The sequence below is a fragment of the Ectopseudomonas composti genome (genome assembly GCF_001567565.1).
Lineage (GTDB): Bacteria > Pseudomonadota > Gammaproteobacteria > Pseudomonadales > Pseudomonadaceae > Aquipseudomonas > Aquipseudomonas composti_A.
In genome coordinates, this window is sequence record NZ_LSSW01000026.1 from 112,721 (window position 1) to 137,532 (window position 24,812).

Annotated in this window: 25 protein-coding genes; 12 read left to right on the top strand and 13 right to left on the bottom strand. The window is 61.6% G+C overall.

The window, feature by feature from the left end; all coding sequences use genetic code 11:
* Window positions 1-35: 35 nt before the first annotated feature.
* Window positions 36-392, top strand: a complete 357-nt coding sequence (locus PCLY_RS14490; RefSeq protein ID WP_003245164.1) for a PilZ domain-containing protein — start codon at window positions 36-38, stop codon at window positions 390-392.
* Window positions 393-503: 111 nt separating this feature from the next.
* Window positions 504-1,286, top strand: coding sequence for a TatD family hydrolase (locus PCLY_RS14495; protein ID WP_061240353.1), 783 nt, complete (start codon window positions 504-506; stop codon window positions 1,284-1,286).
* 248 nt (window positions 1,287-1,534) lie between these two features.
* Here PCLY_RS14495 and PCLY_RS14500 read toward each other — a convergent pair whose 3' ends face one another.
* A complete protein-coding gene (locus tag PCLY_RS14500) occupies window positions 1,535-2,668 on the bottom strand; it encodes an aminotransferase class V-fold PLP-dependent enzyme (RefSeq protein WP_061240354.1) in 1,134 nt (377 codons plus the stop codon).
* A gap of 75 nt (window positions 2,669-2,743) precedes the next feature.
* On the opposite strand from PCLY_RS14500, the gene PCLY_RS14505 reads away from it, so the two are divergent.
* A complete protein-coding gene (locus tag PCLY_RS14505; RefSeq protein WP_061240355.1) occupies window positions 2,744-3,364 on the top strand; it encodes a TetR/AcrR family transcriptional regulator in 621 nt (206 codons plus the stop codon).
* 130 nt (window positions 3,365-3,494) lie between these two features.
* On the top strand, window positions 3,495-4,463 hold the full coding sequence (locus PCLY_RS14510) for a GTP 3',8-cyclase MoaA (protein WP_061240356.1): 969 nt from the start codon (window positions 3,495-3,497) through the stop codon (window positions 4,461-4,463).
* 12 nt (window positions 4,464-4,475) lie between these two features.
* Here PCLY_RS14510 and PCLY_RS14515 read toward each other — a convergent pair whose 3' ends face one another.
* Complete coding sequence (locus tag PCLY_RS14515) at window positions 4,476-5,225, bottom strand: COG4705 family protein (RefSeq protein ID WP_061240357.1); 750 nt, start codon at window positions 5,223-5,225, stop codon at window positions 4,476-4,478.
* 208 nt (window positions 5,226-5,433) lie between these two features.
* On the opposite strand from PCLY_RS14515, the gene PCLY_RS14520 reads away from it, so the two are divergent.
* The 4 genes from PCLY_RS14520 (at window position 5,434) to PCLY_RS14535 (ending at window position 7,913) form a co-directional block, all read left to right on the top strand.
* Entirely contained in the window at window positions 5,434-6,036 is a 603-nt protein-coding gene (locus tag PCLY_RS14520; RefSeq protein WP_061240358.1) for a DUF4823 domain-containing protein, read from the top strand.
* 406 nt (window positions 6,037-6,442) lie between these two features.
* A complete protein-coding gene (locus PCLY_RS14525) occupies window positions 6,443-7,012 on the top strand; it encodes a DUF1285 domain-containing protein (protein WP_061240359.1) in 570 nt (189 codons plus the stop codon).
* Window positions 7,013-7,062: 50 nt separating this feature from the next.
* On the top strand, window positions 7,063-7,593 hold the full coding sequence (locus PCLY_RS14530) for a GNAT family N-acetyltransferase (RefSeq protein WP_061240360.1): 531 nt from the start codon (window positions 7,063-7,065) through the stop codon (window positions 7,591-7,593).
* Window positions 7,590-7,913 carry a low molecular weight protein tyrosine phosphatase family protein gene (locus PCLY_RS14535; RefSeq protein WP_061240361.1) on the top strand — a complete coding sequence of 108 codons (324 nt, stop codon included), beginning with the start codon at window positions 7,590-7,592 and terminating at the stop codon, window positions 7,911-7,913. Before PCLY_RS14530 ends, PCLY_RS14535 begins: the two co-directional genes overlap by 4 nt.
* Before the next feature lie 7 nt (window positions 7,914-7,920).
* Here the strand turns inward: PCLY_RS14535 and PCLY_RS14540 are convergent, their stop codons facing one another.
* Window positions 7,921-9,693: a S8/S53 family peptidase gene (locus PCLY_RS14540; protein WP_061240362.1), complete on the bottom strand. Its 1,773-nt coding sequence runs from the start codon at window positions 9,691-9,693 to the stop codon at window positions 7,921-7,923.
* A gap of 165 nt (window positions 9,694-9,858) precedes the next feature.
* Between PCLY_RS14540 and PCLY_RS14545 the strand changes: the two genes are divergently transcribed.
* On the top strand, window positions 9,859-10,998 hold the full coding sequence (locus PCLY_RS14545) for an acetyltransferase domain-containing protein (protein WP_082768083.1): 1,140 nt from the start codon (window positions 9,859-9,861) through the stop codon (window positions 10,996-10,998).
* A 156-nt stretch (window positions 10,999-11,154) separates the two neighbouring features.
* On the opposite strand, the gene PCLY_RS14550 is transcribed toward PCLY_RS14545, so the two are convergent.
* Complete coding sequence (locus PCLY_RS14550) at window positions 11,155-13,206, bottom strand: TonB-dependent receptor (RefSeq protein WP_061240364.1); 2,052 nt, start codon at window positions 13,204-13,206, stop codon at window positions 11,155-11,157.
* Between the two features lie 299 nt (window positions 13,207-13,505).
* On the opposite strand from PCLY_RS14550, the gene PCLY_RS14555 reads away from it, so the two are divergent.
* On the top strand, window positions 13,506-15,179 hold the full coding sequence (locus PCLY_RS14555; RefSeq protein ID WP_061240365.1) for a sensor domain-containing diguanylate cyclase: 1,674 nt from the start codon (window positions 13,506-13,508) through the stop codon (window positions 15,177-15,179).
* Window positions 15,180-15,191: 12 nt separating this feature from the next.
* Here the strand turns inward: PCLY_RS14555 and PCLY_RS14560 are convergent, their stop codons facing one another.
* Together PCLY_RS14560 and PCLY_RS14565 are read right to left on the bottom strand one after the other, a co-directional pair.
* Window positions 15,192-15,752 (bottom strand): type 1 glutamine amidotransferase domain-containing protein, encoded by a 561-nt coding sequence (locus PCLY_RS14560; protein ID WP_061240366.1) that lies wholly within the window; start codon window positions 15,750-15,752, stop codon window positions 15,192-15,194.
* Between the two features lie 147 nt (window positions 15,753-15,899).
* A complete protein-coding gene (locus tag PCLY_RS14565) occupies window positions 15,900-16,445 on the bottom strand; it encodes a hypothetical protein (protein WP_061240367.1) in 546 nt (181 codons plus the stop codon).
* A gap of 212 nt (window positions 16,446-16,657) precedes the next feature.
* Here PCLY_RS14565 and PCLY_RS14570 point away from each other — a divergent pair, with 212 nt between their 5' ends.
* Complete coding sequence (locus PCLY_RS14570; protein WP_061240368.1) at window positions 16,658-16,969, top strand: chorismate mutase; 312 nt, start codon at window positions 16,658-16,660, stop codon at window positions 16,967-16,969.
* 24 nt (window positions 16,970-16,993) lie between these two features.
* Here PCLY_RS14570 and PCLY_RS14575 read toward each other — a convergent pair whose 3' ends face one another.
* The 3 genes from PCLY_RS14575 to PCLY_RS14585 form a co-directional block, all read right to left on the bottom strand.
* Window positions 16,994-17,620: a LysE family translocator gene (locus tag PCLY_RS14575; RefSeq protein WP_061240369.1), complete on the bottom strand. Its 627-nt coding sequence runs from the start codon at window positions 17,618-17,620 to the stop codon at window positions 16,994-16,996.
* Between the two features lie 211 nt (window positions 17,621-17,831).
* Window positions 17,832-18,128 (bottom strand): LasR-specific antiactivator QslA, encoded by a 297-nt coding sequence (locus PCLY_RS14580; RefSeq protein ID WP_197432190.1) that lies wholly within the window; start codon window positions 18,126-18,128, stop codon window positions 17,832-17,834.
* Window positions 18,121-18,363: a hypothetical protein gene (locus PCLY_RS14585; RefSeq protein ID WP_061240371.1), complete on the bottom strand. Its 243-nt coding sequence runs from the start codon at window positions 18,361-18,363 to the stop codon at window positions 18,121-18,123. Before PCLY_RS14585 ends, PCLY_RS14580 begins: the two co-directional genes overlap by 8 nt.
* A gap of 679 nt (window positions 18,364-19,042) precedes the next feature.
* On the opposite strand from PCLY_RS14585, the gene PCLY_RS14590 reads away from it, so the two are divergent.
* Window positions 19,043-21,268, top strand: a complete 2,226-nt coding sequence (locus PCLY_RS14590; RefSeq protein WP_061240372.1) for a putative bifunctional diguanylate cyclase/phosphodiesterase — start codon at window positions 19,043-19,045, stop codon at window positions 21,266-21,268.
* 160 nt (window positions 21,269-21,428) lie between these two features.
* Here PCLY_RS14590 and PCLY_RS14595 read toward each other — a convergent pair whose 3' ends face one another.
* The 4 genes from PCLY_RS14595 to PCLY_RS25215 form a co-directional block, all read right to left on the bottom strand.
* Window positions 21,429-22,832 (bottom strand): MFS transporter, encoded by a 1,404-nt coding sequence (locus PCLY_RS14595; protein WP_061240373.1) that lies wholly within the window; start codon window positions 22,830-22,832, stop codon window positions 21,429-21,431.
* 376 nt (window positions 22,833-23,208) lie between these two features.
* Window positions 23,209-24,021 carry an alpha/beta hydrolase gene (locus PCLY_RS14600; protein ID WP_061240374.1) on the bottom strand — a complete coding sequence of 271 codons (813 nt, stop codon included), beginning with the start codon at window positions 24,019-24,021 and terminating at the stop codon, window positions 23,209-23,211.
* Between the two features lie 139 nt (window positions 24,022-24,160).
* Window positions 24,161-24,493, bottom strand: a complete 333-nt coding sequence (locus tag PCLY_RS14605; protein ID WP_061240375.1) for a low molecular weight protein tyrosine phosphatase family protein — start codon at window positions 24,491-24,493, stop codon at window positions 24,161-24,163.
* Window positions 24,490-24,684, bottom strand: coding sequence for a hypothetical protein (locus tag PCLY_RS25215; RefSeq protein ID WP_082768084.1), 195 nt, complete (start codon window positions 24,682-24,684; stop codon window positions 24,490-24,492). Before PCLY_RS25215 ends, PCLY_RS14605 begins: the two co-directional genes overlap by 4 nt.
* Window positions 24,685-24,812: the final 128 nt, after the last annotated feature.

Consider the following 24,812-nt stretch of genomic DNA (forward strand, 5'->3'; position numbering starts at 1 on the left):
TCAGCCATTAAGCAATAAACGCCAGGAATGCGCTGATGAGCCTGCCACCCAATCTGGGTCCCCGTAACGGAATTCTGTCCCTGACCATCAAGGATAAGTCCGTGCTGTACGCGGCCTACATGCCTTTCATCAAGAATGGCGGTCTCTTCATTCCCACCAACAAGAGCTACAAGCTCGGTGACGAAGTGTTCATGCTGCTCAACCTGATGGACGAGCCGGAGAAAATTCCGGTTGCTGGCAAGGTGGTGTGGATCACCCCGAAGGGCGCTCAGGGCAACCGCGCCGCTGGTGTCGGTGTGCAGTTCAACGATGGCGACAACACCGCGCGCAACAAGATCGAAACCTACCTCGCCGGCGCGCTGAAGTCTGATCGGCCGACCCATACGATGTAAGTCTTCTGGCCGCGAGCTCGTATCGTCGCGGCTAAAGCCCCTCCCACACGACCAGGCACCTGCTGCTTTCGATTACAATTCGGGCTTTCCCTTTGCCCGAGTTTTCCCGCTGTGCTGATCGACTCCCATTGCCACCTTGATCGTCTCGACCTCGCTGCCCACGGTGGCTCGCTGGATGCTGCCCTGGATGCGGCGCGCGGCGCCGGCGTAGGCCACTTCCTGTGCATTGGCGTCAGCGCTGACAATGCCGCAACGGTCAAGGGCCTGGCCGAACGTTATGACGATGTCGATTGCTCGGTGGGCGTGCATCCGCTGGATCTGGAGCCGGGTGCGGCGCCAGCGCTGGACTGGCTACTCGGTGAGCTGGCGCATCCGAAGGTTGTCGCCATCGGCGAAACCGGCCTGGATTACCACTACGAGCCGGAGTCTGCGGCACTGCAGCAGGCCTCCTTCCGTCTGCATCTGGAGGCCGCGCGCATCACTGGCAAGCCGGTGATCGTGCATACCCGTGAGGCCCGTGCCGACACCCTGGCGCTGCTGCGCGAAGCGGCGTTGCCACAGGCCGGCGTACTGCATTGCTTCACCGAAGACTGGGAAATGGCCAAGGCCGCGCTGGATATCGGCTTCTACATTTCCCTGTCGGGCATCGTCACCTTCCGCAACGCCGAAGCGCTGCGTGAAGTGGCGCGCCAGGTGCCGGCCGATCGTCTGCTGGTGGAGACCGACTCGCCCTACCTGGCACCGGTACCGCACCGTGGCAAGCCCAACCTGCCGCAGTACGTGCGTGAGGTCGCCGAGTATCTGGCCGTGCTGCGCGGGGTGAGCTACGAAGCGCTGGCCGAGCAGACCTCGAACAACTTCAAGCGTCTGTTCCCGCTGGCCAGCGTCGCCTGAATCCGCGCTAGGTGTGGCGCGTATGAGCCCGCGCAGGCAAAAAAAACCCGGATTCTGGGGGATGAATCCGGGTTAAGACCATTAGGAGTAAATCAAGGTACGCGGTCCACGGTACCTTGGCTGGCGGGGCACTTGGGGGGAGATGCCGCACACCAGTAAATTTCAGTATTGGCCATGATCGGCGAGCGTCCAGGCCAAAGCCTGAGTTTTTTAAACGGATTTGGAATACCGCGGACGCTGTTGAGTCCTCACCCTTTTGCCAGCTGGGTTAGCAGACCCAAGGTCTCTTCGATTACCTGCTCGCTGGTGTAGAAATGCGGCGACAGGCGCACACCTGGACCACGCTGCACGCAGATCACCTGCTCCTCGCGCAGACGTTGGTACAGCGCCGGATTTGCCCAGCCTGCCAGGCTGAAATTGAGGATGCCGGCGCGGCGCGCAGGGGCGAGCGGGCTATGGATCATTGCGCCGGGTAGTCGGCGAATCCCGTCGTCGAAGCGCTGTATCCGTTCTGCCAGCAAGGCGCCGACGGTGGTCATGCCGATTTCTTCAAGCAACGACAGGCTCGCCTCCAGGGCGAAGGCGCCAAGCATGTTCGGACTGCCGCATTCGAAGCGCCTGGCACTGCGCGCCGGTTGCCAGTCCTGGCGGGTGTAATCGCCGGCATGCTCCAGCATGTGCCAGCCGTACTCGTGAAGTTTCAGCTGATCGCGTACCGCGCTGCGGCAATAGAACACGCCCAGGCCTTCCGGGCCGAGCATCCATTTGTGACCGTCGGCCATGGCGAAGTCGCAGTCGTAGGCCTGGACATCGAAGGGCAGGGCGCCCAGTTGCTGGATGGCATCGATGCAAAACAGCACGCCATGCTGGCGGCAGCCACGACCTAGGCGCGGCAGATCCAGGCGCAGGCCGCTGGCGAACTGCACGGCACTGACTGACAGCAAACGCGTGCGTGGCGTGAAGGCGGCGAGCAGCGCGGCTTCCGGATCCTCGCTCTTGAGACTGACCTCGACTACCTCGACACCCTGGGCGGCCAGCGCCAGCCAGACGATTCGGTTGGAGGGAAATTCCTCGTCGCTGATGATCACCTGGTCGCCGGCCCGCCAGTCCAGACCGAAGGCCACGAAGGACAGTGCCTCGGACGTATTCTTGACCAGGGCAATGTCACCGGTGCTTGGTGCGTTCAGCAGGCGCACGAGCCGTTCGCGCAGGCTACGCTCAAGTTTCAGCCAGTCGGGATAGTCACGCGCGCCGCTGGTCATGTTCGCTTCCGAGAACCGCCGCACCGCATCAGCACTGCGTTTCGGCCAGGGGGCGACCGCCGCATGGTTCAGATAGCGCAGTCCGTTTTCTTGGGGGAACTCATCATGAAACACGTACATGGTCGGATGATCCGTGCAATTTGGCGGCATTTGGGCATAATAGGCGGCTTCGATTTTTGACCCCGTAGTCCCTTTATGCAGAAAGAACCCCGTAAGGTCCGCGAATTCCGTCGCCGCGAGCAAGAGATTCTCGATACCGCGCTGAAACTCTTCCTCGACCAAGGAGAAGACAGCGTGACCGTCGAGATGATCGCTGATGCGGTCGGTATCGGCAAAGGCACTATCTATAAGCACTTCAAGTCCAAGGCGGAGATCTACCTGCGCCTGATGCTCGACTACGAGCGCGATCTCAACGAGCTGCTGCATTCGGCTGACGTGGATCGTGACAAGGAAGCGCTGTCGCGTGCGTACTTCGAATTCCGCATGCGCGACCCACAGCGCTATCGCCTGTTCGACCGCCTGGAAGAGAAGGTGGTCAAGGGCAACCAGGTGCCGGAGATGGTCGAGCAGCTGCACAAGATCCGTGCATCCAACTTCGAGCGTTTGACCCAGCTGATCAAGGGACGCATCGCCGAGGGCAAGCTGGAAGACGTGCCGCCATACTTCCACTACTGCGCTGCCTGGGCGCTGGTGCATGGCGCCGTGGCGTTGTATCACTCGCCGTTCTGGAGCAACGTGCTCGAGGATCAGGAAGGTTTCTTCCAGTTCCTGATGGATATCGGCGTACGCATGGGTAACAAGCGCAAGCGCGACTGAACCCATACGGGGTGCGCCCGGGCGACCCCGACCTGCGGTAAATGCGACCCCGCTCATTCAGCCGGCCTATGGTCCATGTGCCGCGGTCGGCTGCGGCGATATACTCCCGCCATTCCCATCGGAGTTCGCCATGATCGTTGACCGCCAGGGCAGACGCTTTCGCAACCTTCGCGTCAGCCTGACCGCCGCTTGCAACTACGCCTGTACCTACTGTGTACCGAACGGCAAGCGTCTGGTCGCCGCCCAGGATGAACTCTCCGCTGACGCCATGGCGCGCGGTGTGGCGTACCTGATCGAAGCCGCCGGCATTGAGCGCCTGCGCATCACCGGTGGTGAACCGCTGGTCAGCACGCGCCTGGAGCCTTTCCTGCGCCAGGTTAGCCAACTCGGCCTCGACGACATCAGCCTGACCACCAACGGCCAGCTGCTCGAGCGCAAGCTGCCGCTGCTGGCCGAATGCGGGATTCGCCGTCTGAACGTGTCCCTCGACACGCTCGACGCCGATGCCTTTCGCGGTATCGCCCGTGGCGGTGACCTGGCCACCGTACTGGCCGGCATGGAAGCTGCGCGTGAAGCGGGGATGAAGATCAAGGTCAATATGGTGCCGCTGCGCGGGCAGAACCTCGACCAGGTGCTGCCGCTGCTGGAGTACTGCCTGGAGCGTGGTTTCGAACTGCGCTTCATCGAGCTGATGCGCATGGGCCACCTGGCGCGCGACCCTAACGCCTTCAACCAGCAGTTCGTTGGCCTGCCGGAGCTGCTCGAGCTGATCGGCAGTCGCCACCAATACGTTCAGGCCAGCGCTCCGGTCGACGCCACGGCGATGCGCTACGCCATTCCCGGTGCTGGTCATTTCGGTGTGATCGCCAACGAGAGCGTGCCGTTCTGCCGTACCTGCTCGCGCCTGCGCCTGTCGTCCACCGGCTGGCTGCATGGTTGCCTGTCGTCGAGCAACCGCCACTACGTTGGTGACCTGCTGGACAAGCCCCGTCACCAGGCCCTGCCGGCGCTCCAGCGCCTGCTGGTCAAGGCGCTGGGTGACAAACAGGACCTGGCGTTCTCCGGCGGCGTCACCGTGATGAAGATCATCGGCGGCTGAGCCGCTACTGACTCAGTCGTTACGGATGGCCACCGGCGTCATCCGTTGTGCCCAGATCGCCAGGCACACCATCAGCGCCAGGATGCCTGCCAGCACGGCCGATGAGCCGATGGTGCCGAGGTCCAGCCCGCCATTTTCCGTGCTCTTGGTCAGCACGTCACCGAGGGTGGCGCCGAACGGGCGAGTGAGCACGAAGGCGATCCAGAACAAGGCCACGCGCGACAGTTTCGTCCGGTAGTAGGCGACCGCTACCACAGCCAACAGGCTGCCGATCAGCAGAGCGCCGCCAGCGAAGCCCAGGCCCGAGTCATCGGCCAGGTAGTCGCCCAGCGCGGTGCCCAGCGTGTTGGAAACGAGGATGGCGCCCCAGTAGAACAGCTCACCGCGACGGCTGCTGATGTGATCCACCGAGAGCGATTTTTCGCTCAGCCGCCAGGCCGTCAGTACGCTGACCAGCAGCGTCACCAGCACCAGCGCTCCTGCGGCATAACCCAGCCCCAGCGATCGATCCATGAAGTCCGACAGCGTCGTACCGGCTGTGCTGGTGGTGAGAATCACCGTCCAGTAGAGCGCAGGTTGATAGCTGCGTGCGCGCAGTTGGCCGAGCAGGGAGACGACGAACAGGCTCAGCAGCAGCACCGAGCTCATTGCATAGCCCACATCCAGGGTCATCGACAGCAGGTCGCCGGTGGTTTCGCCGAGCGTAGTGGCACAGATTTTCATGACCCAGAAGGCCAGGGTGATCTGGGGGAGTTTGTTCATGGGCGCGCCTCGCACAGTGCCAAGGAATTTGGCAGGTGTCGCAGCCTAGGCAGTGGCGTGTAGAGGCCGCGTCAAAAACGCATCAAAAAAACGTCAAAGCCAATGGACGCAACCAGCGAAGAGCCAGGGCGCCACCAGGCCTGGCGCAGAACCTGCATCTGTGCCATATCCGCCGGTTTTCCGTCACCGGCATGAGGAGGATGGACTGATGCGAAACCTGCTTCTACTGGTGGCGCTGCTGGGGTTGGCTGGGTGCATGAAGGTCAGTGATCTGGCCAGCGGCGCCGAGTACCAGCTGCGCGACGCCGGTTTTCTCGACCATGGTCGCACCGAGCGCATGGCTTCGCGGCGCCTGCAGCAGGACTCCTTCATCTACATCGCCCAGGGCCATTTCGTGCCGCCAGGTCACGGCTACCCGAGACCCAACGTGGTGGCCGAGGAGGCGTTCAAGGGGTTCGTCGAGTACTTCCCGCTGGTGCGTCGTGCGCGTGAGCCGGCAGGCCTGGACGAAGCCATGGCCGAAGCCCGCGCCGCAGGCGCGCACTATCTGCTTTACGCCCGTTTCGCCTACAGCGACGACCGTATCGGCAACGAGGATGAGTGGATGGATCAGGAAGCACTTGATCGCCTCGGTACCGACCGCGCATCGATCCAGCTGATGCTGATCGAAACCAATACCCGCTTTCTGGTGGACACGGCGCGAATCCGCAGTCGTGGCGGATTCCTGACGTTCTACGATGCCCAGCCGCAGGACCTGATCGGCCCGCCGCTGCATGACTATGCGCGTAGCCTGCTGGGTGTCGGGCGCTAGGCTCTGTACGAAAAATACCTGCGCTCGGTGATGCTGCGTTGAAATTGCTCTCAGAATGCTAATTTACAGCACGTAAACTGCGCTTCTTCGAGCGATTTCGCGGGGCCGCCATCGGTATTGCCTGGCCTTCGCTCGACGACTTTTCTTACAAAGCCTGAGAGTGGGGGTAATCGGCGCGCTGCTCTTGTGGGAGGGGCTTTAGCCGCGACAGGTGGCAGGGTGTATCCTCTTCGGTTCGCGGCAATAGGGCGCCTCTAAAAACTACCTGCGTTGCCATTGCTGCGTTAAAAACAGCCTCAAAATGCTCATTTACAACACGTAAACTGCGCTTTTTCGGCTGTTTTTGCCTTGCACTGGCTGTCTCGCCTACATTTTTAGAGGCGCCCAATATGGACGAGGAGAGAGCATGAGCGACCCCGGCAAGGCGGGTGATCTGCTGGCGCAGATTCCCAAGGGCGAAGGCAAGGGCCTGCCCCCCGTGCACCTGTGGAACCCCGATTTCTGTGGCGATATCGACATGCGTATCGCCCGCGATGGCACCTGGTATTACCTGGGCACACCCATCGGCCGCAAACCCATGGTGCGGCTGTTTTCCACCATCATCCGCCGTGACGGTGACGACTATTTCCTGATCACCCCGGTGGAGAAGGTCGGCATTCAGGTCGAAGATGCGCCCTTCGTCGCCGTGACCCTGCAGGTCGAAGGTGAGGGCGAGGCGCAACTGCTGCGTTTTACCACCAATGTCGAGGACGAAGTCGTCGCGGGCGGCGAACATCCCATCCGGGTCGAGATCGACCCTGCGACACTCGAACCCTCGCCCTACATTCTGGTGCGGCGTAACCTCGAAGCGCTGATTCACCGCAACGTGTTCTACCAGTTGGTGGAACTGGCGGTAGAGCGCGAGGTCGACGGAGAACCCTGGTTGGGCGTGTGGAGCGGCGGGGTGTTCTATCCCATCGGGCCTTCTCCGGCGTGAAGTCGCGCCAGTGTGCACGGCGCACCCTGCGGATTTGACAGGAGACGCAAATGGATGAGCATCGCATCGAAACCGAACGGCTGACGCTGCGTCCGCCGCAGCTGCAGGATGCCGGCGAGATTCAGCGTCTGGCCGGCGATTTTCGTATCGCCGACGTCACCAGCAGCATTCCGCATCCCTATCCGCCCGAGCTGGCTCAGCGGTGGATCGAACGTTGCGTGCAGGATTGGGCGAGCGGCGCGGCGGCCAACTTCATCGTCACCGAGTCGGACAGCGGCAAGCTGGTCGGCAGCATGGCGCTCAAGGACATTGGCCGAGGCGAGGCCGAGGTCGGTTACTGGATCGGCGTGCCGTACTGGAGCCGTGGCTACGCCAGCGAGGCGTGCAATGCGCTGGTGGATTTCGCCTTTCACCAGTTGCGTCTGCGCCGACTGCATGCCAGTCATCTGGCGCGCAACCCGCAGTCCGGTCGCGTGCTGTTCAAGGCCGGTTTCCGTCATGTGGGGCTGGGGCACAGCCAGTGCGGCTGCCACGGCAAGATGGAGCCGGTCGAGCTCTACGAGAGGGTCTCCGACGAGTGATCCGCGCCTTGTTCATCTGCAGTCGCAATCGATTACGTAGCCCCACCGCAGAGCGGGTGTTCGCCAATTGGCCGGGTGTCGAGACCGACTCGGCCGGGCTTGCCCCAGACGCTGAAATTCGCCTCTCGGCAGAGCAACTCGACTGGGCGACGCTGATCTTCGTGATGGAGAAGAGTCAGCGCAGCAAGCTGAAGCGTCAGTATCGTCAGATCCTGGCGGGCAAGCGGGTTATCTGCCTGGATATTCCCGATGACTACGCCTACATGCAGGCGGAGCTGGTCAGCCTGTTGCAGCGCAAGGTTCCCGTCTTGCTGCGTTGAGCCGCACTCAGCGCACCCGATCCCGGCTCTGTACGGCCAAGTCCAGCGCCTTCTGCATGTCCAGTCGCGCCGAGCGACCAACGTCCTTGTCGCGCATCTTGTAGTTGCGCTCTGACGGCAGGATCGGCGCGGTCAGGTCTTCGGCGTCCATCGGCTCGAAGTCGTAATCACCACCAATGGTCATGGCGCTGCGCCGCAGCAGCATGCGCACCTGTTCCGGCTGCAGGCGCGGATTGATCGACAGCATGGCGGCAACCACTCCGGTGACCAGTGGCGTGGCGTAGGAGGTGCCGCAATGCACTTCGCCGATTGCGTCGGCTTCACGGGTGGAAGCACGGGCGCAGGCCGCCGCAGTAATGTCGACGCGCATGTCGACGTTCGACGAGTCGCGTTTGACCACGTAGCTCGGGTCGTCGATCTCGGCCTCTTTTTCCTGGCTGCGCTGATGTCCGCCGACCACCAGCAACTGCTCGGTGATGAAGGAGGAGGGCAGGCGGTACTCGTCGCGGCCGGAGTAGGACGAACCGTTGCCGGCGGAGTTGATCACCAGCACGTCCGGGTGTTCCTCGCGCAGCCACAGGAAGAACTCTTCCAGCAACTCTTCGTAGCCGCTCATGGCGATGCCGGAGCGCACTAGCGAGTCGATTTCATCGCCCTCGACGTTACGCGTGCCGACGCGGTGGATGCCCCAGCTCCAGTTGAGTACGCGCACGCCGTCTTCGACCAGGTTCACCGACGCGGCGATATTGGCGGTGATGCCGGCATCCGAGTTGCGCTCGACGATGACCTCGAAGCCCTGGCTGGCCTTGTCCAGCCCACGCAGGAAACCGGTGTTGCCGCCTTTGTCCCAGTGTGCGGCGAGGATGCCGGCCACGGTGCTGCCGTGATTGTCCGGTTCGCCTGCGTCACGTGCATAGACGCAGGTGCGTGGTTTACCGTCTGGGCAGGCGCCGAGGTAATCGGTGAAATCGGGCGCGTCGAAATCGACGTTGCGTTCGATCACGCCGATGCGGATCGGCTCGGCTTCAATGGGCGTATCACCCGCCGGGATACGCCGCTGGTAATAGTTCACCGCATCCATGAAGCGGTTCGCCGCCCATTCCTCGGAGTTCTTTTCCGGTTTGTGCGCCGGCTGACGCGCGGCTTCGCTTTCCTCGCCGCGCTCCGGTGCGCTTTCTTCCACCACCACGGCGTCGACGCTGGTTTCGTTGCCGATGCGCAGCACCAGCGCGTCGCGCTGGGTCAGGTTTTTCACCGGCAGGCGTAGCTGGTAGACGTTCAGCGGGGCAATGGCGCCTACCACCTCGGCATCGTACTTCTTGGCCAGGCGTCTGGCCTCGTCGAGGCCGTCGTGGCTTTCCTCGATCAGCAGGCTGACCAGATCGACGTAGGTGGTCAGGCCATCCATGTTCTTCGCCACTTCATCCGGGCCGGCTGCGAGCACATGGCTGCGATGCAGCGACAGCCACACCGGATTGCTGGCGCGCGAGCCGTCCTCCAGCCACAGCGGGGCGCTGCGATGTTCGCCGCTGCTCAACTGCAGGCGCAGGCCGTCGCCACTGCGTTTGACGGCCGAGGCAGGCAGGGTGTCGTCGCCGAGCCGCAGCCTGGGCAGTTTCGCGCCCAGGCCACGTACCTTCAGGCACCACTCCTGCCGCTCGCTGGCGAGCAGGTCGCCGCAGCGTTGCAGGCTCTGGATACGCAAAGGCTCCTGAGCCTCAGCAAGCGGGCTGAGCACGGTCATGAGCAGAGCGGAGAGAAGGGCGCGGTTGGGCAGCATGGGGCAGGGTTCCGTGACGATGTCCTGCTTTTCCGACTGCCTTCGCTGTTCATCGTTCAGCCGGGGCCGAGCGCAGCGCGAGTGGTGAGCGCCACTGCAGATCACATCGCTACCAGTTAATTGTTATAGTATTACGTCCAATTCATGCCCCACTCGAAGCCTTTCATGTCCTCCAATCGTCTGCTCTCGATCGACGCCTTGCGCGGTTTGGTCATCCTCTTCATGTTGCTCGATCACGTTCGCGAAACCTTCTACCTGCACCAGCAGGTCGGCGACCCGATGGACGTGACCGCCACCGACCCTGCACTGTTCTTCAGCCGCACCCTGGCGCATCTGTGTGCACCGGTGTTCATCCTGCTTACCGGGCTTTCCGCGTTCCTCTATGGGGAGAAGCAGATGAGCCGGGCGGCGACCAGCGCCTTTCTGTTCAAGCGCGGTTTGTTCCTCGTGGTGCTGGAGTTCACTCTGGTCAACTTCGCCTGGACCTTCCAGTTCCCGCCCACGGTGATCTACCTGCAGGTGATCTGGGCCATCGGCCTGAGCATGCTGGCGCTCGCTGTGCTGCTATGGTTGCCGCGAATGCTGCTGGCCATTCTTGGCCTGGCGCTGGTGGCCGGGCATAACCTGCTCGATGGACTGCACTTTGGCCCGGAGTCGGTGATGCACATTCCCTGGGCGATCCTGCATGACCGTGGCTGGCTAGAGTTTTCCGACACGCTGCACCTCCGTACGTCGTACCCGGTGCTGCCATGGATCGGGGTGATCGCTCTGGGCTATGTGATTGGCCCCTGGTTCCGTTGGTCGAGCGCGCCCGAGCAGCGCCTGCAATGGCTGCGCAAGGCTGGCTTCAGCGCGCTGGCGCTGTTCGTCGCACTGCGCCTGATCAATGGTTACGGCGAGAAACCCTGGGCATTCGAAGAGACCGGCCTGCAGACGCTGATGAGCCTGCTCAATATCACCAAGTACCCACCGTCGTTGCTGTTCCTGGCGCTGACGCTGGGCATCGGTTTGTTGCTGCTGGCGGTCTTCGAGCGCCGCAACGATGGACGCATGGTGCGTACCCTGGCTGTGTTCGGCAGTGCGCCGATGTTCTTCTACCTGCTGCACCTGTATGTGCTGAAGCTGCTTTACATCGCTGCCTTCGCTATCTGGGGTGCGAACCAGGGGCATTACTTCGGCTTCGATTCGATGGGTTGGGTCTGGGCCGCGACGCTGGTGCTGGCCGTGGTTCTGTTTCCACCCACGCAATGGTTCGCTCGGCTCAAGGCGCGGCGTCGCGACATTCGCTGGTTGAAGTACCTCTGAGGGCAGTTGTCGTAGGGTGCGTATGCGCACCCTAGGTTCGCTCGGCATTGGCATTATGTGCGCTGTAGGAGTCCGCTTGCGGGCGATGGCTGCCTGACGCGATCGCCGGCAAAGCGGCTCCTACAGATTGGGCTTCGGACCGTCTCCAGAGTGAATCTACAGCTTCATATTCACCGACAGATAGGCCGAGCGACCGGGTGCCGGGGAGAACATCGGCTGGTCATCACCGCCCCAGAAGAAGTTGTCGAACCACACGTACTCATAGTCGCGATCGGTGAGGTTCTTCATCTGTAGGTCGAGGCTGGTGGTGGCCGACAGCTGATAGCGCACGTTGGCATCGAGTACCGCGAAGCCGCCGTACTTGCCTTGCTCGTTCTGCTCGTCGATGTAGTAGTCGCCCTGCGCGCGGGCCGACAGGCCGAAGCGCCAGGCGTCGTTGAACTGATAGTCGACACCCGCATTGCTGATGTAGCGCGGCGTGGAGAACACTTCCTTGCCCGCCAGCGATTGCCCATCAGCGGTCAATGCACTGACCACCTTGGCTTCCTGGATGGCATGCGAGCCCCACACCGTCCATTGATCGTTCAACTGCGCAGTGAGCTGCATGTCGATGCCGCGACGCTTGGTTTCACCCAGGCCGACGGTGGTGCCGGTGCTGGGCATGTTGGCCACTTCGTCGGTAGCTTCCTGTTGCCACACGGCAATGCGCGCTTCGGAGCCCGCGAAGGGTTTGAACTTCACCCCCACCTCCTTGCCGGTATTGATCGACGGCTTGTACGAGGCCTGGCCGGCGGTCATGTAGGCCGGTGCGGTCGACCCGGTGAGGATCTGGAAGGTGCGTCCCCAGTTGGCGTAGATGTTCAGATCTGGGGTGATGCTGTACACCACGCTGAGCTTAGGCTGTTCGATCCAGCCGTAGTCCTGCAGCTCGGCCTTCTCGCCGTTCATCAGCTCGGTATTACCGGAGAACTTGTCGACCCGGTACGCCGGGATGATCTTCAACTGCTCGATGGGCTGGATGATCGCCTGGGCATAGGCGCCGGTGTTGTACAGCGTGTAGCTGTCGTCATTCTGCGTGCGCGCAGGCGCTGCGTCGAAATCGGTGGGAATGCTGAAGTTGTAGCGGTAGCGACGGTACTCGTTGTTCTGCTGCTCGTAGTTGATGCCGCCGTCCAGGGTCAGCATTTCGTGGGCACGCCAGGTCAGATTGCTCAGCATGCCGGTCTGGCGCTCCTGCCACTGGCGGCGCTGGCGCGGGGCGTTGCCGACCGGGTAGCTGGTGAAGGTCACGGTGCGGTCATCGTCGTAGCTGTTGTAGTACAGCTTGTTGCTCAGGCTCAGATCGTCGCTGAGCTGGAAGTCAGCATGCGCGCTGAGATGCTTCATGTCGCGGTCGTCGCCATCGTTGGCGTTCTTCTCCGGCGACTGCGAACGGCTCGCGGAAAGCTCCTGCGCGGTGAGAAAGCCTGGCTCCTCCGCCTGGTGGTGGTAGAGGCGGGCGACCACGCCGAGCTTGATGGTCTGCGCGTCATCGGTGACGAACCACTTGCCGCCCAGGGAGTATTTGTTGGAGTTGCTGTGGTCGCGGAAACCGTCGGAATCCTGCTTGGCCAGGAAGTAGTTCTGCGCGAAGTTGCCTTCCTCGTGGCCCACGGCCAGCTGGAATTCGCGGGTGTTGAAGCTGCCATAGGTCAGGCGGCCGTCGGTGTAATTACCGCCCTGGCGGGTGACGAAATTGATGTTGCCGCCGATGTTGTGCAGGCCGTAGCGCGGGTCGTTGGTGCCGCGCACCACTTCGATGTAGTCCAGGTCCAGCGGGAAGATCATGTCGATGAAACGCTGGTTGCCGCTGTTGACGTTGCTCGGCACGCCGTCGATCAGCGTCTTGATGCCATTGATGTAGCCCTCGCCGTTGAACGCGCGGAAGGTCACCTTGCCGGACTCGGCGCCCATGCGCGTCTCGGTCAGCTGAATGCCGGGCATCTGGCCCACCAGCTCCCAGCTGTTCATCACGTTTTTGTCTTCGATCTTGTCGCTGCCCATGATGTCGACCGAGGTCAGGATGCTGTCGGTGCGCAGCGTGCCGCTGGCTTCGGGGGTGACATAGACCGAGCCGAGCGAGACGGTGGAGTTGCCGGACGAGGCGGCGTGAATCTGAGGCGTGACCAGGGCGGTCATGACGGCGATGGAGGCCGAAGTGGCTTTCATGGGTATTCCTAGCGTTGCGTTTTATAAGTGAGGGGGAGGGTGTTCTGCTGGCTGCTGTCGAAAGGTATCGACGCGCCATTTTTTAAATATGTTATATCATAACATTGTTGGCGTGTGCGGCCACCTTCGAACCTTGCTGTCAGGGGCGGAAAAGGCTCTGGCTAGAGCCATCGCTGGCCGAGCACTCAGCGCAAGGGCTGATGGGGCGTGGCGCGGGGCGCACGAACGATTAGACGTCGGGCCACTTATGACGTATCACTATCAGGCGTCTTCCGCGTTTTTATCCAAGCAGAATCACTATGCAGTCTCTGTGTTCTGGCAACGCGCCCAATGGCGCCAATGATGAGCGGCTCGATGGCTTCGTGCGTCTGCTTGGTCGCTACTTCGACTCGGCTGCCGTGCTGGTCTGCGGTGTTGGCTCTGCGCGCCATGTCTCGGCTAGCCCCGGCTTGAGCGATGCTCGCCTGGCGGAGATCATCGGCACCCACTCAAGCTCGCCCAGCATTGTCGTCTGGCCACTGCAGGCGCAGGTGGGTGCCCGGCTCGGCACGATATACCTGTGCTTGCACCAGCCCCGTGCGCTCGACGCCGAGCAGCATCAGGCTCTACAGGACTTCGCCAGGTTGATTCTCGACCTGCTGGAGCGCGAAGCGGACGCAGCCCGGCAGCGTCATGAAATCGCCACCCTGCAGGGCAGCGAACGGCGCATGGCACTGGCCATCGCCGGTAGCGGCACAGGCATCTGGGATCGTGATATCAGCAGCGGCGATATTCACTACTCCAGCAGCTGGAAGGCGCTGCTCGGTTATGCCGATCATGAAATCGGCAATCGCATCGAAGAGAGCTACACCCGAGTGCATCCGGCCGACCTCGACTACGTGCGCGCGACCATCCAGGCGCACCTGGATCAGCGCACTGAGGCCTATGAGGTCGAGCACCGCCTGCGCTGCCGCGACGGCCAGTACAAATGGGTATGCAGCCGTGGCAAGGTGGTCGAGCGCGACCAGCACGGCAAACCGCTGCGCATGATGGGCACCACCACCGACATCACCGCCATGCGGCGTCTGTCCGACCAGGTGCAGCAGACCGCTGCCCTGATGACCGACCTGACCAATGAAATCCCCGGCATGGTCTTCCAGTTCCGTCGCCAGGCCGACGGAACGTCCGGCTTCACCTACGTCAGTGCAGGTTCGCAAGCCATCTGCGGCCTCAGCGCGACGCAACTGATGCAGGATGCCCAGGCACTGACGGCCATCGTCCACCCGGACGACCGCATGGCGTTCACCGATTCCCTCCAGCTGTCGACTGAGCAACTGACGCCCTGGCACCTGGAGTTTCGTGTGCAGGTGTCAGGACGGGAAATCGCCTGGTGCCAGGGCGAAGCCTGCCCGCGCCGCGAACAAGACGGCAGCGTGATCTGGCATGGCTTCATGACCGACGTCACCGGGCGCAAGCAGATCGAGGCCGAGTTGCAGGCGTTCGCCACCACCGACTTCCTCACCCAGCTCGCCAACCGTCGGCACTTCATGCAACAGCTCGAAGCCGAGTTGGTGCGACTGCAACGCAGCCCCAAGCAGAGCGCGGCGATCCTGATGTTCGATCTGGACTACTTCAAGACCATCAACGACCGCTGGGGCCACGACGTCGGCGATCAGGCCCTGCGTCACTTCGCGGCGATTCTCCGGGCCCAGTTGCGCAAGACCGACAGCGCCGGGCGCCTGGGCGGTGAAGAGTTCGCCGTGGTGCTCAGCGAAGCGGATCTGGACAAGGCCATGCACTTCGCCAAGCGCATCCAGAGCGAGCTGGCCAAGACGCCAATCGTGCACGCCGGGGAGTCCATCTTTCTGGCTGTCAGCGTTGGCATCTCATCGCTCAACGCCAGCGATGCCAACGTCGAGGCGGCATTATCGCGCAGCGATATCGCCCTGTACTGCGCGAAACGCGGTGGGCGCAACCGGATCGAGCACCATTGATTTGCCTCTGACTCAGGCGGCCCTCAGTGCCTGGCTGATCGCCTCGTTGAACGCGGTGAGATCGCCCGGGTTGCGCGACGTGATCAGCGTCCAGTCCTGGCACGGACACACCTGCACTTCGGCGTCTACCCAGCTTGCGCCGGCGTTGCTCAGGTCAAGGCGCACGCTGGAGTACGACGTCATCACCTTGCCCGGCACCACACCGGCGTCGATCAGCAACCAGGGGCCATGGCAGATCGCTGCGACCGTCTTGCCGGCATCCCGAAATTCCTGGACCAGGCGCTGGGCGTCCTGGTCCTGGCGCAGGTTGTCTGCATTCACCGTGCCGCCGGGGATCACCAGCAGGTCGTAATGCTCGGCGCTCTGCCCCTTGAGTTGCGTGTCCGACTGCACGGTAACGTCTTTCTCGCTGTCCTTGAGCCAGGTTTCGGTCTCGCCACCTTTGACGCTGGCATGAGTGACGCTCGCGCCCTGAGCCTTCAGTGCCTGCATCGGTTTGAGCAACTCATCGCGCTCGATGCCCATGTTGGCTGTGATGAACAGTACCTTCTTGCCTTGCAGATTCGAACTCATGATCGATACCTCCGCTGATGCGCCGCACGGGCGCCGTGAGTGAACGCGTTGTTGAGCAACGCGGCCTGCATCAGGGTTGAAAGGCACAACAAACAGAAGTTCGAATTGATTGGCGAGCGGCGGGCGCGATCAGCCCGTCGTGGCGGCTCACAGCTTCGCCGAAGGTAACTGCAGCCAGACGGAGAACAGGCCCAGCACGCTCCAGAACACGATGAACAGCCAGGGTGAGCGCAGAAAGAACGACAGCGACTTGTAGGTGTTCTCCCAGCTGGCCTCCTGCTCGCTGAACAGGGGGGAGTCATCATAGGCGTGGCCGAACTCCGGGTCGCTGTGCAGCAACTGCACCTGCTTGTAGTGCCAGTGCTCGATGATGGTCGCTGAGGCCCTGATCCCCGGCCAGGCGTGCAGAGAGTTGATGATGCCCAGCAACGTGAACAGCGCCGGAACCACCAGGGTGAACAGCGCCCCCCAGTTTTCGTTCGAGTTGGCCATGGACGATGCATAGGCGATCACCAGAAACGACTGCGCCGTCAGATAGGCGTTGGTACGCCCGGCCAGCAGGCTGGTCTCGTACTGAATCTCCCGCCGATAGAAATCCAGCCGCTCCTTCGGCGTGCCGAAGATCATCCACTCCGCCTGCTTCTCGAGCTGCGGGTCATGAACTTCGGAGGTAATGATTCGGGCGCTTTTCATGGGCTGTGCTCGACTGTCAGTGGGCATGCCCGACAGACGAGCAGCCGCTTGGGGGCTGACGAGTTAGACCGCGAGCCCTCCAGTCATTCACTGTTTTTAAATAACCGGCCTGCCACGCGCGCCGCGCAACGCCAGTGGCATCTGTGCTGGACGCTCGGCGCAGGGCTGACTAACGTGGTCGCCTCAGTCGAACCACCACAGGACATCGTCATATGGACGTGCAATGCAATTCCCTCGAAGAGGTGCGCGAGCGCATCGACCAGATCGACCGTGCCCTGGTCGATCTCATCGCCCAACGCGGTGGCTTCGTCGCCCAGGCGGCGCGTTTCAAGAAAGACAGTGCGGACGTTCGCGCCCCTGCGCGCGTCGAACAGGTCATCGCCAAGGTGCGCGCGCTCGCTGATGAGCGCGACGCTTCGGCAGCGGTGGTGGAGCAGGTTTACCGGGCGATGATCGCCGCATTCATCGACGAAGAACTGCGTACCCATGCTGCCTTGAATACAGGAGCAAACGGCGGCGCCTGAGTGGCGACGCCGCTGACGCTGGGCCTAGCGCTGGCTCAGCGTCGCTACCGATACGCCGGAGGCCACGAAGGTCATCCCGGCGCCCAGATTCAGGCCCTTCACCACTCGCGGGCGCGCCTGCAGATAGCGCGACAGCGAAGTGGCGAATACGCCCATCAGCGCGAAGCCGATTGCCGTCAGCATCGCGAACCACAGGCCGTAAACCAGCATCTGCGTGCTCACCGAACCGCGCTGCGGATCGACGAACTGCGGGATGAACGCCAGCACGAAAAAGCCCGGCTTGGGGTTGAGCGCGGCGGACAGAAAACCGGTGAGAAAGATACTCGGCAGCGATTGCCGCGTGACGGAACGAAAGCTGATCAGGTTGCGCGTGCGCAGCACCTTGATACCCAGCCACAGCAGATAACCGGCGCCGATGCACTTGATCAGCCAGAACGCCAGCTCCGACGTCTGCATCAGCAGGGTCAGCCCCAGCGACGCTGCCAGTACGTGAAACAGAATCCCGGTGCCCGATGCCATCCCCGAAACGATGGCTGCCAGCCGCCCCTGACCGAGCCCGCGCGCCACCGCCAGCAGATTGTCCGGGCCGGGAGCCAGTACCAGCAAAATGCAGGCGCCCGTGTAAGCCAGCCAGGTATCGATGGGGAACATGTACACCTCCATGCCGAAACGAATGAGGGCTCCGCCCCTGAGACGGCAGACACTAACGCAGCGAACGTGATCGCGGCAAACCATCGCGGCGGGACTTACGACCTGCCCACGGATTGGCCGGCACAGCCAAGGCCACTCGCTTTGCATGCAACGCGTACGAGCGAGTGGCCTGGCTCCGTTTCAAGCGACAGCTTAGGCGCAGGCCACAAGCCTACAACCGCAACTCCGTGCGCCTGGCCTGATGCCCGCCGCCAAGCGGCGAGCACAAGCGCTGATGGATGCGGCTGAGAAATCCCAGCTCGAAGGCATGCCGCTGAGCACCCGGCGGGAACAGTTGGCGCTCCACCAAGAGGTTGGCCCACAGCCAGCCGCTGTTGGCGTCGTCCAGCCAGGCCTGCGCTTGCTGCACGCCATGGATAAAGCTCGCCTGGCTCTGCTCGTTCCAGCCGAACGCCGCGCCTGGGTGGCCGTCGTGGGTGGGTAAGTGAGTGATATGTCGATCAGCCATGGGCATTGCCTCCCTGCGCCTGGGCGATGGCCTGGCGATAGAGCATGATCAGCTCGCTCAGCAGCGCACTGCTGGTGCTTGCCAGCTCCGGCTCCGGCAAACGGCGCAGCAGCTTGGCCAGCAACGCCGCCCTATATTCGGCCGCCGCCTGGGTCGGACAATCGTCCGCCAGATGGCTGTGCAGCGGATTGCGTGGTGCAGGGAAGGGGATAACGACGGATTCAGACCTGGCCATGCAGCACCTCCAAAACGGAAGTCGACACGACAGCCAGCAGCCCAGGGCGGAGCCCTTGGGTAAAAGGGGGATAGTGCATTTTCCTTATGCTCCTTGGACAAATTAAGGAGCCGCTTCCCAGCTTTCTCACGAGCTATGGAGGCGGACCGTGCAAGGGTGAGAAACCGGCGTCCAAGGGAACCGGCCAGGCCGAGGCCTGCCTCACACGGCCCGCCATAGAAATGCGGTAACCGGGCACAAAAAAAGCGCCGGCTACACTGCTATGGCGCTTCCGCGCCTTGGACGATGTTCGGGTTCTCACGCCCGGTCACGGGATTTACCGTGACAGGGCGGACTGTAGCGTGGGGGAAAGGGAAGGGCAAGTTTGTGAGGAGCTGCTATCGGCCATTAGCGGACGGTCATCAACCGCTACAATCGGCCAACAAGACGGACGTTCTAGAGTCGGGAAAACTTATCTGCCCCCCTTTTCGTTCGGCCAATACATTGCCGCGCGTCGAGAACGCGAAGTCAGCCAGATGGCGGCAATCTGATACCGTTTTTTATATGGGCTCTGAGTCTGTTTTTAGCTCGTTAGTGCTTTATACAGTGCGCTACCGACGTACTAGTGGACAGTGATCGGCCGCCCACTGTTTCTGACTCTCTGAAGACCGGACGATCTTGAGAGTCTTCAGGAACCACCATGAACACTTTTTGCACGGGCCTGCAGAGCAAGACACTTGCCGATCCGCAACGTGACATTCTTGGAATGATCGCGGCCGACCATCATCTGGACGAAATACTCAGCGCGATCTGCCAGATGCTCGACACACAGGCCCCCACAACCCGCTCCTCGATTTTGCTTGCTGATGCCGAGGGCAAACGCTTGCTTAACGGCGCAGCGCCCGGCCTGCCGGCAGAGTACAACAACGCGGTTCATGGAATGGCCATTGGTCCACAGGAAGGAACCTGCGGCACCGCAGCGTTCCGGCGCGAGCTTGTAGTCACCGAAGACATCGCCCTGGATCCACGCTGGGAGCGCTTTCGCAGCTTGGCGCTGGGGCATAACCTGCGCTCCTGCTGGTCGCTGCCGTTGCTCTCCCATCAAGGAGGTGTATTGGGCACATTTGCTCTGTACCAGAGCCGTGTCCATACGCCGAACGAGGCGCAAATTCAACAAATGACCTGCGCCGCCCAACTCGCCGTCTTCGCTATCCGTCATGAGCGTGACGGCCAACGTCTGGAGGAAAGCGAACAACGTTTTCGCTCATTGTTTACCTACAACCCAAACCCGGTTTTCGCGCTTGATCTGGCCGGCAATATCCAGAGTGTGAATCCGGCAGGCCTGAAGCTGAAACCGCACACAGCCTCCAACTTCATTGGCCATCACTTTTCTCAGCTGGTGCTCGAAGAAGACCTGCAACAGGTCAGCCAGCATTTTTCAGCAGCCCGCGCCGGAGTGCCCCAACGCTTTGAGGCTCGGCTTCGCGACGAGAGTGACAACCTGTTGACCATGGACATCTCCAACCTGCCGATCATGGTCAATGACGAGATCGTCGGTGTGTTTGGCATCGCTCGGGATATCAGCGAGCAGAAGCATTTCGAGCGCCAAGTGAGCTTCAACGCCAGCCATGACCGGCTGACCGGTTTGCTTAATCGTGTTTCGCTTGAAGACCGGCTTGCTCTCGATTGTCACATCAGTCGTCGGCATAAGCGCCGCCTGGCGGTAATGTACCTTGATCTGGATGGATTCAAATCCATTAACGATTCGATCGGACACTACTTCGGCGACCAAGTGCTGATTGAGGTCGCGCAGCGTATGACCCAGCAGGTTCGTCCCGGGGATACCATCGTGCGCATGGGCGGTGATGAATTTATCGTTCTGCTACCGGAACTACTTTGTGATGAGGACGTTGTGCCGGTGGCCGAGCGATTGATGGCCAGCATTGCCAAACCCTACTGCGTCCAGGGCATGGACCTGCACGTGAGTGCTAGTGTCGGTATCACCCTGAGCGATGGTCATATCGAGCAGCCGATGCATCTGATCCAGCAGGCTGACATGGCGATGTACAAAGCCAAGCAGCAAGGGCGCAACAACTTTCAGTGGTACACCAGCGATCTGAATCAGCGCGTTTGCGAGTACGCGAGCCTGCGCAACGACCTGCAAAAGGCGATCGAAACTCAGACATTACAGCTGCATTATCAACCGCAGGTAGACGCGCGCACGGGGCGAGTGGTCGGGCTAGAAGCGTTGCTGCGCTGGGAGCATCCGGAAAAGGGGTTTATCTCACCAACGGTGTTTGTGCCGGTGGCTGAAGACAGTGGCCAGATCATCCCGCTAAGCCTTTGGTTACTCGATGCGGCCTGTGCGCAGTTGCGCCAGCTAAGCGATCAAGGCACCACGAGCATCTCGATGGCCGTGAATATTTCGCCGATGCATTTTCATCGTGGCCATTTCGTCCAGTATGTCCAGGCCACCCTTGAAAAACATGGTCTACGGGGTGAGCAGTTGGAGCTGGAGATCACCGAGTCGCTTCTATTGAATAACGCTGAGCAGGCGATCGAAACGCTGCACCGGCTCAAGGCGCTGGGGGTGCGCATTGCACTGGACGATTTCGGCACCGGTTTTTCCAGCCTCAGCTACCTCAAGCGTTTGCCCATCGACAAAATCAAGATTGACCGCTCCTTCGTCCAGGAAATCGCTACCGATCATAACGATGCAGCGATCACCCAAGGCATTATTTCAATGGCCCATCACCTCAGCCTGACGGTGGTCGCCGAGGGCGTGGAAACAGAGTCGCAAATGGAATTTCTGAAGGGCAGCTACTGCGATGTTTTTCAGGGGTATTACTTTGCCAAACCGATGCCTTTTGTAGAGCTCGAAGCGTTCTTGGACCTCCCGGCATCCATACGTGACCGGCAGTCCTGAGGGGGGCCAGCCCTGAAAATCAGACATCAAGGAGCATTTCTTTGCGCAGTCGTGTATCGAGCTGGCGAACCGTAATCGCACTTTGGTCTACATCCTGGTCGCCCAAGCGGGGAAAGGGAGCAGATTTATTTTCTCTGCTATGAACGTCCGCTAGTGGCCGTTAGCAGCCAACCTTTTCAGCATCGCGACGCTTTCCCCACGCTGCGAACAGGAAGGTGAGAAAACACAGGCCTGCCAAGCTCAGGAAGGTAACGGAGAAAGCGTTGCTGATCGTTGGTGTGGAGTTATCCGCCAATGTCCGGCTGTCCAATAGCGAGGCAAACAGTAGCGGTAGCAAGGAGGCACCCGTCATCAGGCCAAGGTTGCGTGACAGGCCGAGTAGCCCTGAGAGCACCCCTCGGTGCGCTTCCGCCGCCAGGTTCAGCGCAGCCGTATTGTTGGCCGCCAGGAACAGCTGGAAGCCTGGCGTCATCAGCACTATCGCCAGGATGTAGCCCGGAATTCCGATGAGCATGGGCAACACGGCGAAGCCACACAGCCCCACGCTGGAGAGCAGCAGGCCCGCGAGCAGTGTCCGGTCGGTTCCGAAGCGATCTGCAAGCCTACCCGCCGGCGCTCCCGACAGCGCCGCGGCGCAAGGCCCGGCGGCCATTACCAAACCTGTCCCGGCTTCGCTGAGGCCCAGGCCAAACGAGAGAAACAGCGGGCCAACCACCAGCGTGGACATCATGATTGTCGCCACCACGAGGTTCATGGACAGTGACGTGGCGATACCGCGTCCGCGCGCAAGCGCTAACGGGATCAGGGGATTGGGCACGACCCGCTCGGTACGGATGAATACGAGAAGCGCAGCGGCGGCCAACACCAGCAGCATCCAGGGGGCAATGGCCACGCCGACCCGGCCCCCGCTGGCCGCGAGTGCAAAGCAGAGCAACGCTGCCGATAGCCAGCCGCTGCCGGCCCAATCGATGCGTGCGGAGTTTTCAGTGGGTGCCGTTTTTCCAATGCCGCTAGCAGTCAGAACCAGCAAGCCGCTACCGCATAGCGTCAATAGAACGAAAACGGAGCGCCAGCCAAATTCGCCGATCAGGATGCCGCCGACCGAGGGACCCAATGCGGTTCCGATGGCCGACATCGTTCCGAGCAGGCCCATCGATGCGCCCAGGCGCTCTTTCGCAATCAGGGTCTTGGCGATAGAAAGCGGCAGCGCCATCAGCGTTGCCGCGCCCAGCCCCTGCACCGCGCGGCCTGCGATGAGCCAACCCAGGGTCGGCGCCACTGCGCAGCCGGCAGAGGCCAGGGTGAACAGCAGGATGCCGCCCATCAGCACGCGGCGATTTCCGTAGAGATCGCCCATTCGTCCTGCAACGACGATGACGCAAGTCAAGGCGAGCAGGTAGGCCAGTACGACCCATTGCACCTGGTGTACGCCGGCCGAAAAGACGGTTGCCAGGCTGGGTAGTGCAACGGTGGCGATGCTGATGCCAAGCGAAGCGAGCAGGATGGCGCCGGCCAGTGCCGCGAGTGTTCGTTTGTTGGCCGCAGGGGAGGGGTGAGGTTTCATGTGCGATGTCTGCCTATCGGGGGGGCGATGGCCTACTGTGCAAATTCAAGTCAACTTGAGGTCAAGCATGACGCTCGTCGATATCGGAGTGCTGTCGAAAACCTGCGGGGTGCTCACCTCTACGCTCCACTATCACGAACAGCTGGGGCTGATCCGGCCCGTGAGCTCGATTACCAGGAGCCGCGCATGACCACCATGAGTCGTCTGCTCAGGCATGTTGCGAATGCCCTGCGCCATCTCACAAGGAGTGCCCGAGGTTTCGTAAGCTGTTGCGTGTGGTGTGCCCCGCGGCGGTCCTGACCGATGCGCTGTACCTTGATGCGGTGGCGCGATAGGACAGAATCTCCGGAAAGGCCTAGCCAATAGTGGTCAGAGCCTAGATCGAGGCGAGCAACGCACAGATCATCGGCGCTGCGGCATACAAGCAGGAGTAGTGAGAAAGCCCCTCCATCCGCTCGATGCGCGCGTCGCTTGGGAAGCACTCAGCCAGATGTCCCGACATCCCGAATGGCGACCAGTTGTCTGCCGTGCCATGCCACAGGCAGACATCTGCTTCGCTGGCGAAGGCGCTGGCTGACCAGGGCTGGAGATACTGCCGAATATCCCGCGTGTAGCCGGTCGTACCTTGGGCAAAGCATTGCTGCAAGACCTGGCCGATAAGCGCCCTGAACTCCGGTGATTTCACCAACTCCCGATCCTGTCCCTGGGCGCTGGCGAACAGCATGCGAAACAGCATCTGCGGTGCTCGCTTGGCCAGTAGCGCCTGCCACTTCACCAGCCAGTGGAACAAGCCTGGGCTGCGCTGGGCCAGTGAGAACACGGCCTTGCCGGCCATCTGATCGAGGAAGTCCCCACCGTCGAGCGGGGCGGCGGCGGAAATCAGATGCAGGCTGCGGACCTGGCCCGGCATAAGGGCGCTGACTTCCAATGCGGCATGCGTGCCGAGGGAAAAACCGATGAAGTCGACCGGAGTACCTTGCACGGTCTCGCTGATTGTCTGGGTGATCTGTCGGTAGTACTCGGCGCCGGTGATGGATGGGACGATGGCGAAACGGTCGAAGCAAAGGATGCGTAGGCCCTGCTCTCGGGCGGGTGCGTCGAATATGGAGGCCTCAGAAGGCGAGCCCGGTACCCCGTGGAAGTAAACGACCGGTTTGCCGGTGGGGTTTCCGTATTCGCTGAAGTCCATTTCGAGTCCAAAGCTGCGTGATGTCTGAATCTTGTATCACTACTGCGTTGAATAGGCGCTAGGGCGAACTGCCGCATTTGCAGTTGGAAGAGAGGTCGTTTGGGTTGCCGCAATGCTGATTTGCAGAGGGGTAAGTGCTTCAATCGTGCTCGGCCAGATACGCAGTCACCATATCGTCGAGCATCTTGATCAACTCTGGATCCATGAAACGGTAGTCATCGGGGATATCCAGAATGTGCAGGCGCTTGTGTTCGAGCAGGCGGGCGTATTCTGCGCGCAGGCGGTTGGCGTGCTTGTGCTCCATGACGAAGATAGCGTCGGCCCAGCGGATATCCGCTGGGCCGACGGGTTTGCGAGCATTAGGGCTGGTACCGGCCGAGCGAGCTTCGAAGCCGGGGCGGCGTCGCCAGATCGCTTCCGCCGTCGGGCTACGCCATTGATTGCGGCTGCAGATAAAAAGGAGCTTGGTCACTCTTGATCCAGCAGTTGGCGGGTTGTGCGAATGGGGTAGCTGAGGCCGAGTTGGCGGGCCCTGAGCAGTTTTTCCGCCCGGGTATACAGCAGCTTCCAGTTCTTTTCTGGCCGTTGGTACGGCAAACGCAGCAGTGTTTTGGGTAGGTCTTTGTGAGCCTGTGAGCGTCTCCAGGCGCGGGTTCTTTCCATTGTGGTGTCCTCGTGAATACCGGGTTCAGCAGCCGCGGTAGTACGAGTTCGCAATATCCTAGGGGCGAAGCGGCCCAATATCCAGAGCTATCAAGCGCGAGACTTGCTTGAGTCATTCTTGACGCGCA

What these genes read in the sequence shown, in the direction of transcription:
- PCLY_RS14490 (WP_003245164.1), top strand. Translation starts at nt 36, where the DNA reads ATGAGCCTGCCACCCAATCTGGGTCCCCGTAACGGAATTCTGTCCCTG.
- PCLY_RS14500 (WP_061240354.1), bottom strand. Translation starts at nt 2,668, where the DNA reads ATGTACGTGTTTCATGATGAGTTCCCCCAAGAAAACGGACTGCGCTAT.
- PCLY_RS14505 (WP_061240355.1), top strand. Translation starts at nt 2,744, where the DNA reads ATGCAGAAAGAACCCCGTAAGGTCCGCGAATTCCGTCGCCGCGAGCAA.
- PCLY_RS14510 (WP_061240356.1), top strand. Translation starts at nt 3,495, where the DNA reads ATGATCGTTGACCGCCAGGGCAGACGCTTTCGCAACCTTCGCGTCAGC.
- PCLY_RS14515 (WP_061240357.1), bottom strand. Translation starts at nt 5,225, where the DNA reads ATGAACAAACTCCCCCAGATCACCCTGGCCTTCTGGGTCATGAAAATC.
- PCLY_RS14520 (WP_061240358.1), top strand. Translation starts at nt 5,434, where the DNA reads ATGCGAAACCTGCTTCTACTGGTGGCGCTGCTGGGGTTGGCTGGGTGC.
- PCLY_RS14525 (WP_061240359.1), top strand. Translation starts at nt 6,443, where the DNA reads ATGAGCGACCCCGGCAAGGCGGGTGATCTGCTGGCGCAGATTCCCAAG.
- PCLY_RS14530 (WP_061240360.1), top strand. Translation starts at nt 7,063, where the DNA reads ATGGATGAGCATCGCATCGAAACCGAACGGCTGACGCTGCGTCCGCCG.
- PCLY_RS14540 (WP_061240362.1), bottom strand. Translation starts at nt 9,693, where the DNA reads ATGCTGCCCAACCGCGCCCTTCTCTCCGCTCTGCTCATGACCGTGCTC.
- PCLY_RS14545 (WP_082768083.1), top strand. Translation starts at nt 9,859, where the DNA reads ATGTCCTCCAATCGTCTGCTCTCGATCGACGCCTTGCGCGGTTTGGTC.
- PCLY_RS14550 (WP_061240364.1), bottom strand. Translation starts at nt 13,206, where the DNA reads ATGAAAGCCACTTCGGCCTCCATCGCCGTCATGACCGCCCTGGTCACG.
- PCLY_RS14555 (WP_061240365.1), top strand. Translation starts at nt 13,506, where the DNA reads ATGCAGTCTCTGTGTTCTGGCAACGCGCCCAATGGCGCCAATGATGAG.
- PCLY_RS14560 (WP_061240366.1), bottom strand. Translation starts at nt 15,752, where the DNA reads ATGAGTTCGAATCTGCAAGGCAAGAAGGTACTGTTCATCACAGCCAAC.
- PCLY_RS14565 (WP_061240367.1), bottom strand. Translation starts at nt 16,445, where the DNA reads ATGAAAAGCGCCCGAATCATTACCTCCGAAGTTCATGACCCGCAGCTC.
- PCLY_RS14570 (WP_061240368.1), top strand. Translation starts at nt 16,658, where the DNA reads ATGGACGTGCAATGCAATTCCCTCGAAGAGGTGCGCGAGCGCATCGAC.
- PCLY_RS14575 (WP_061240369.1), bottom strand. Translation starts at nt 17,620, where the DNA reads ATGTTCCCCATCGATACCTGGCTGGCTTACACGGGCGCCTGCATTTTG.
- PCLY_RS14580 (WP_197432190.1), bottom strand. Translation starts at nt 18,128, where the DNA reads ATGGCTGATCGACATATCACTCACTTACCCACCCACGACGGCCACCCA.
- PCLY_RS14585 (WP_061240371.1), bottom strand. Translation starts at nt 18,363, where the DNA reads ATGGCCAGGTCTGAATCCGTCGTTATCCCCTTCCCTGCACCACGCAAT.
- PCLY_RS14590 (WP_061240372.1), top strand. Translation starts at nt 19,043, where the DNA reads ATGAACACTTTTTGCACGGGCCTGCAGAGCAAGACACTTGCCGATCCG.
- PCLY_RS14595 (WP_061240373.1), bottom strand. Translation starts at nt 22,832, where the DNA reads ATGAAACCTCACCCCTCCCCTGCGGCCAACAAACGAACACTCGCGGCA.
- PCLY_RS14600 (WP_061240374.1), bottom strand. Translation starts at nt 24,021, where the DNA reads ATGGACTTCAGCGAATACGGAAACCCCACCGGCAAACCGGTCGTTTAC.
- PCLY_RS25215 (WP_082768084.1), bottom strand. Translation starts at nt 24,684, where the DNA reads ATGGAAAGAACCCGCGCCTGGAGACGCTCACAGGCTCACAAAGACCTA.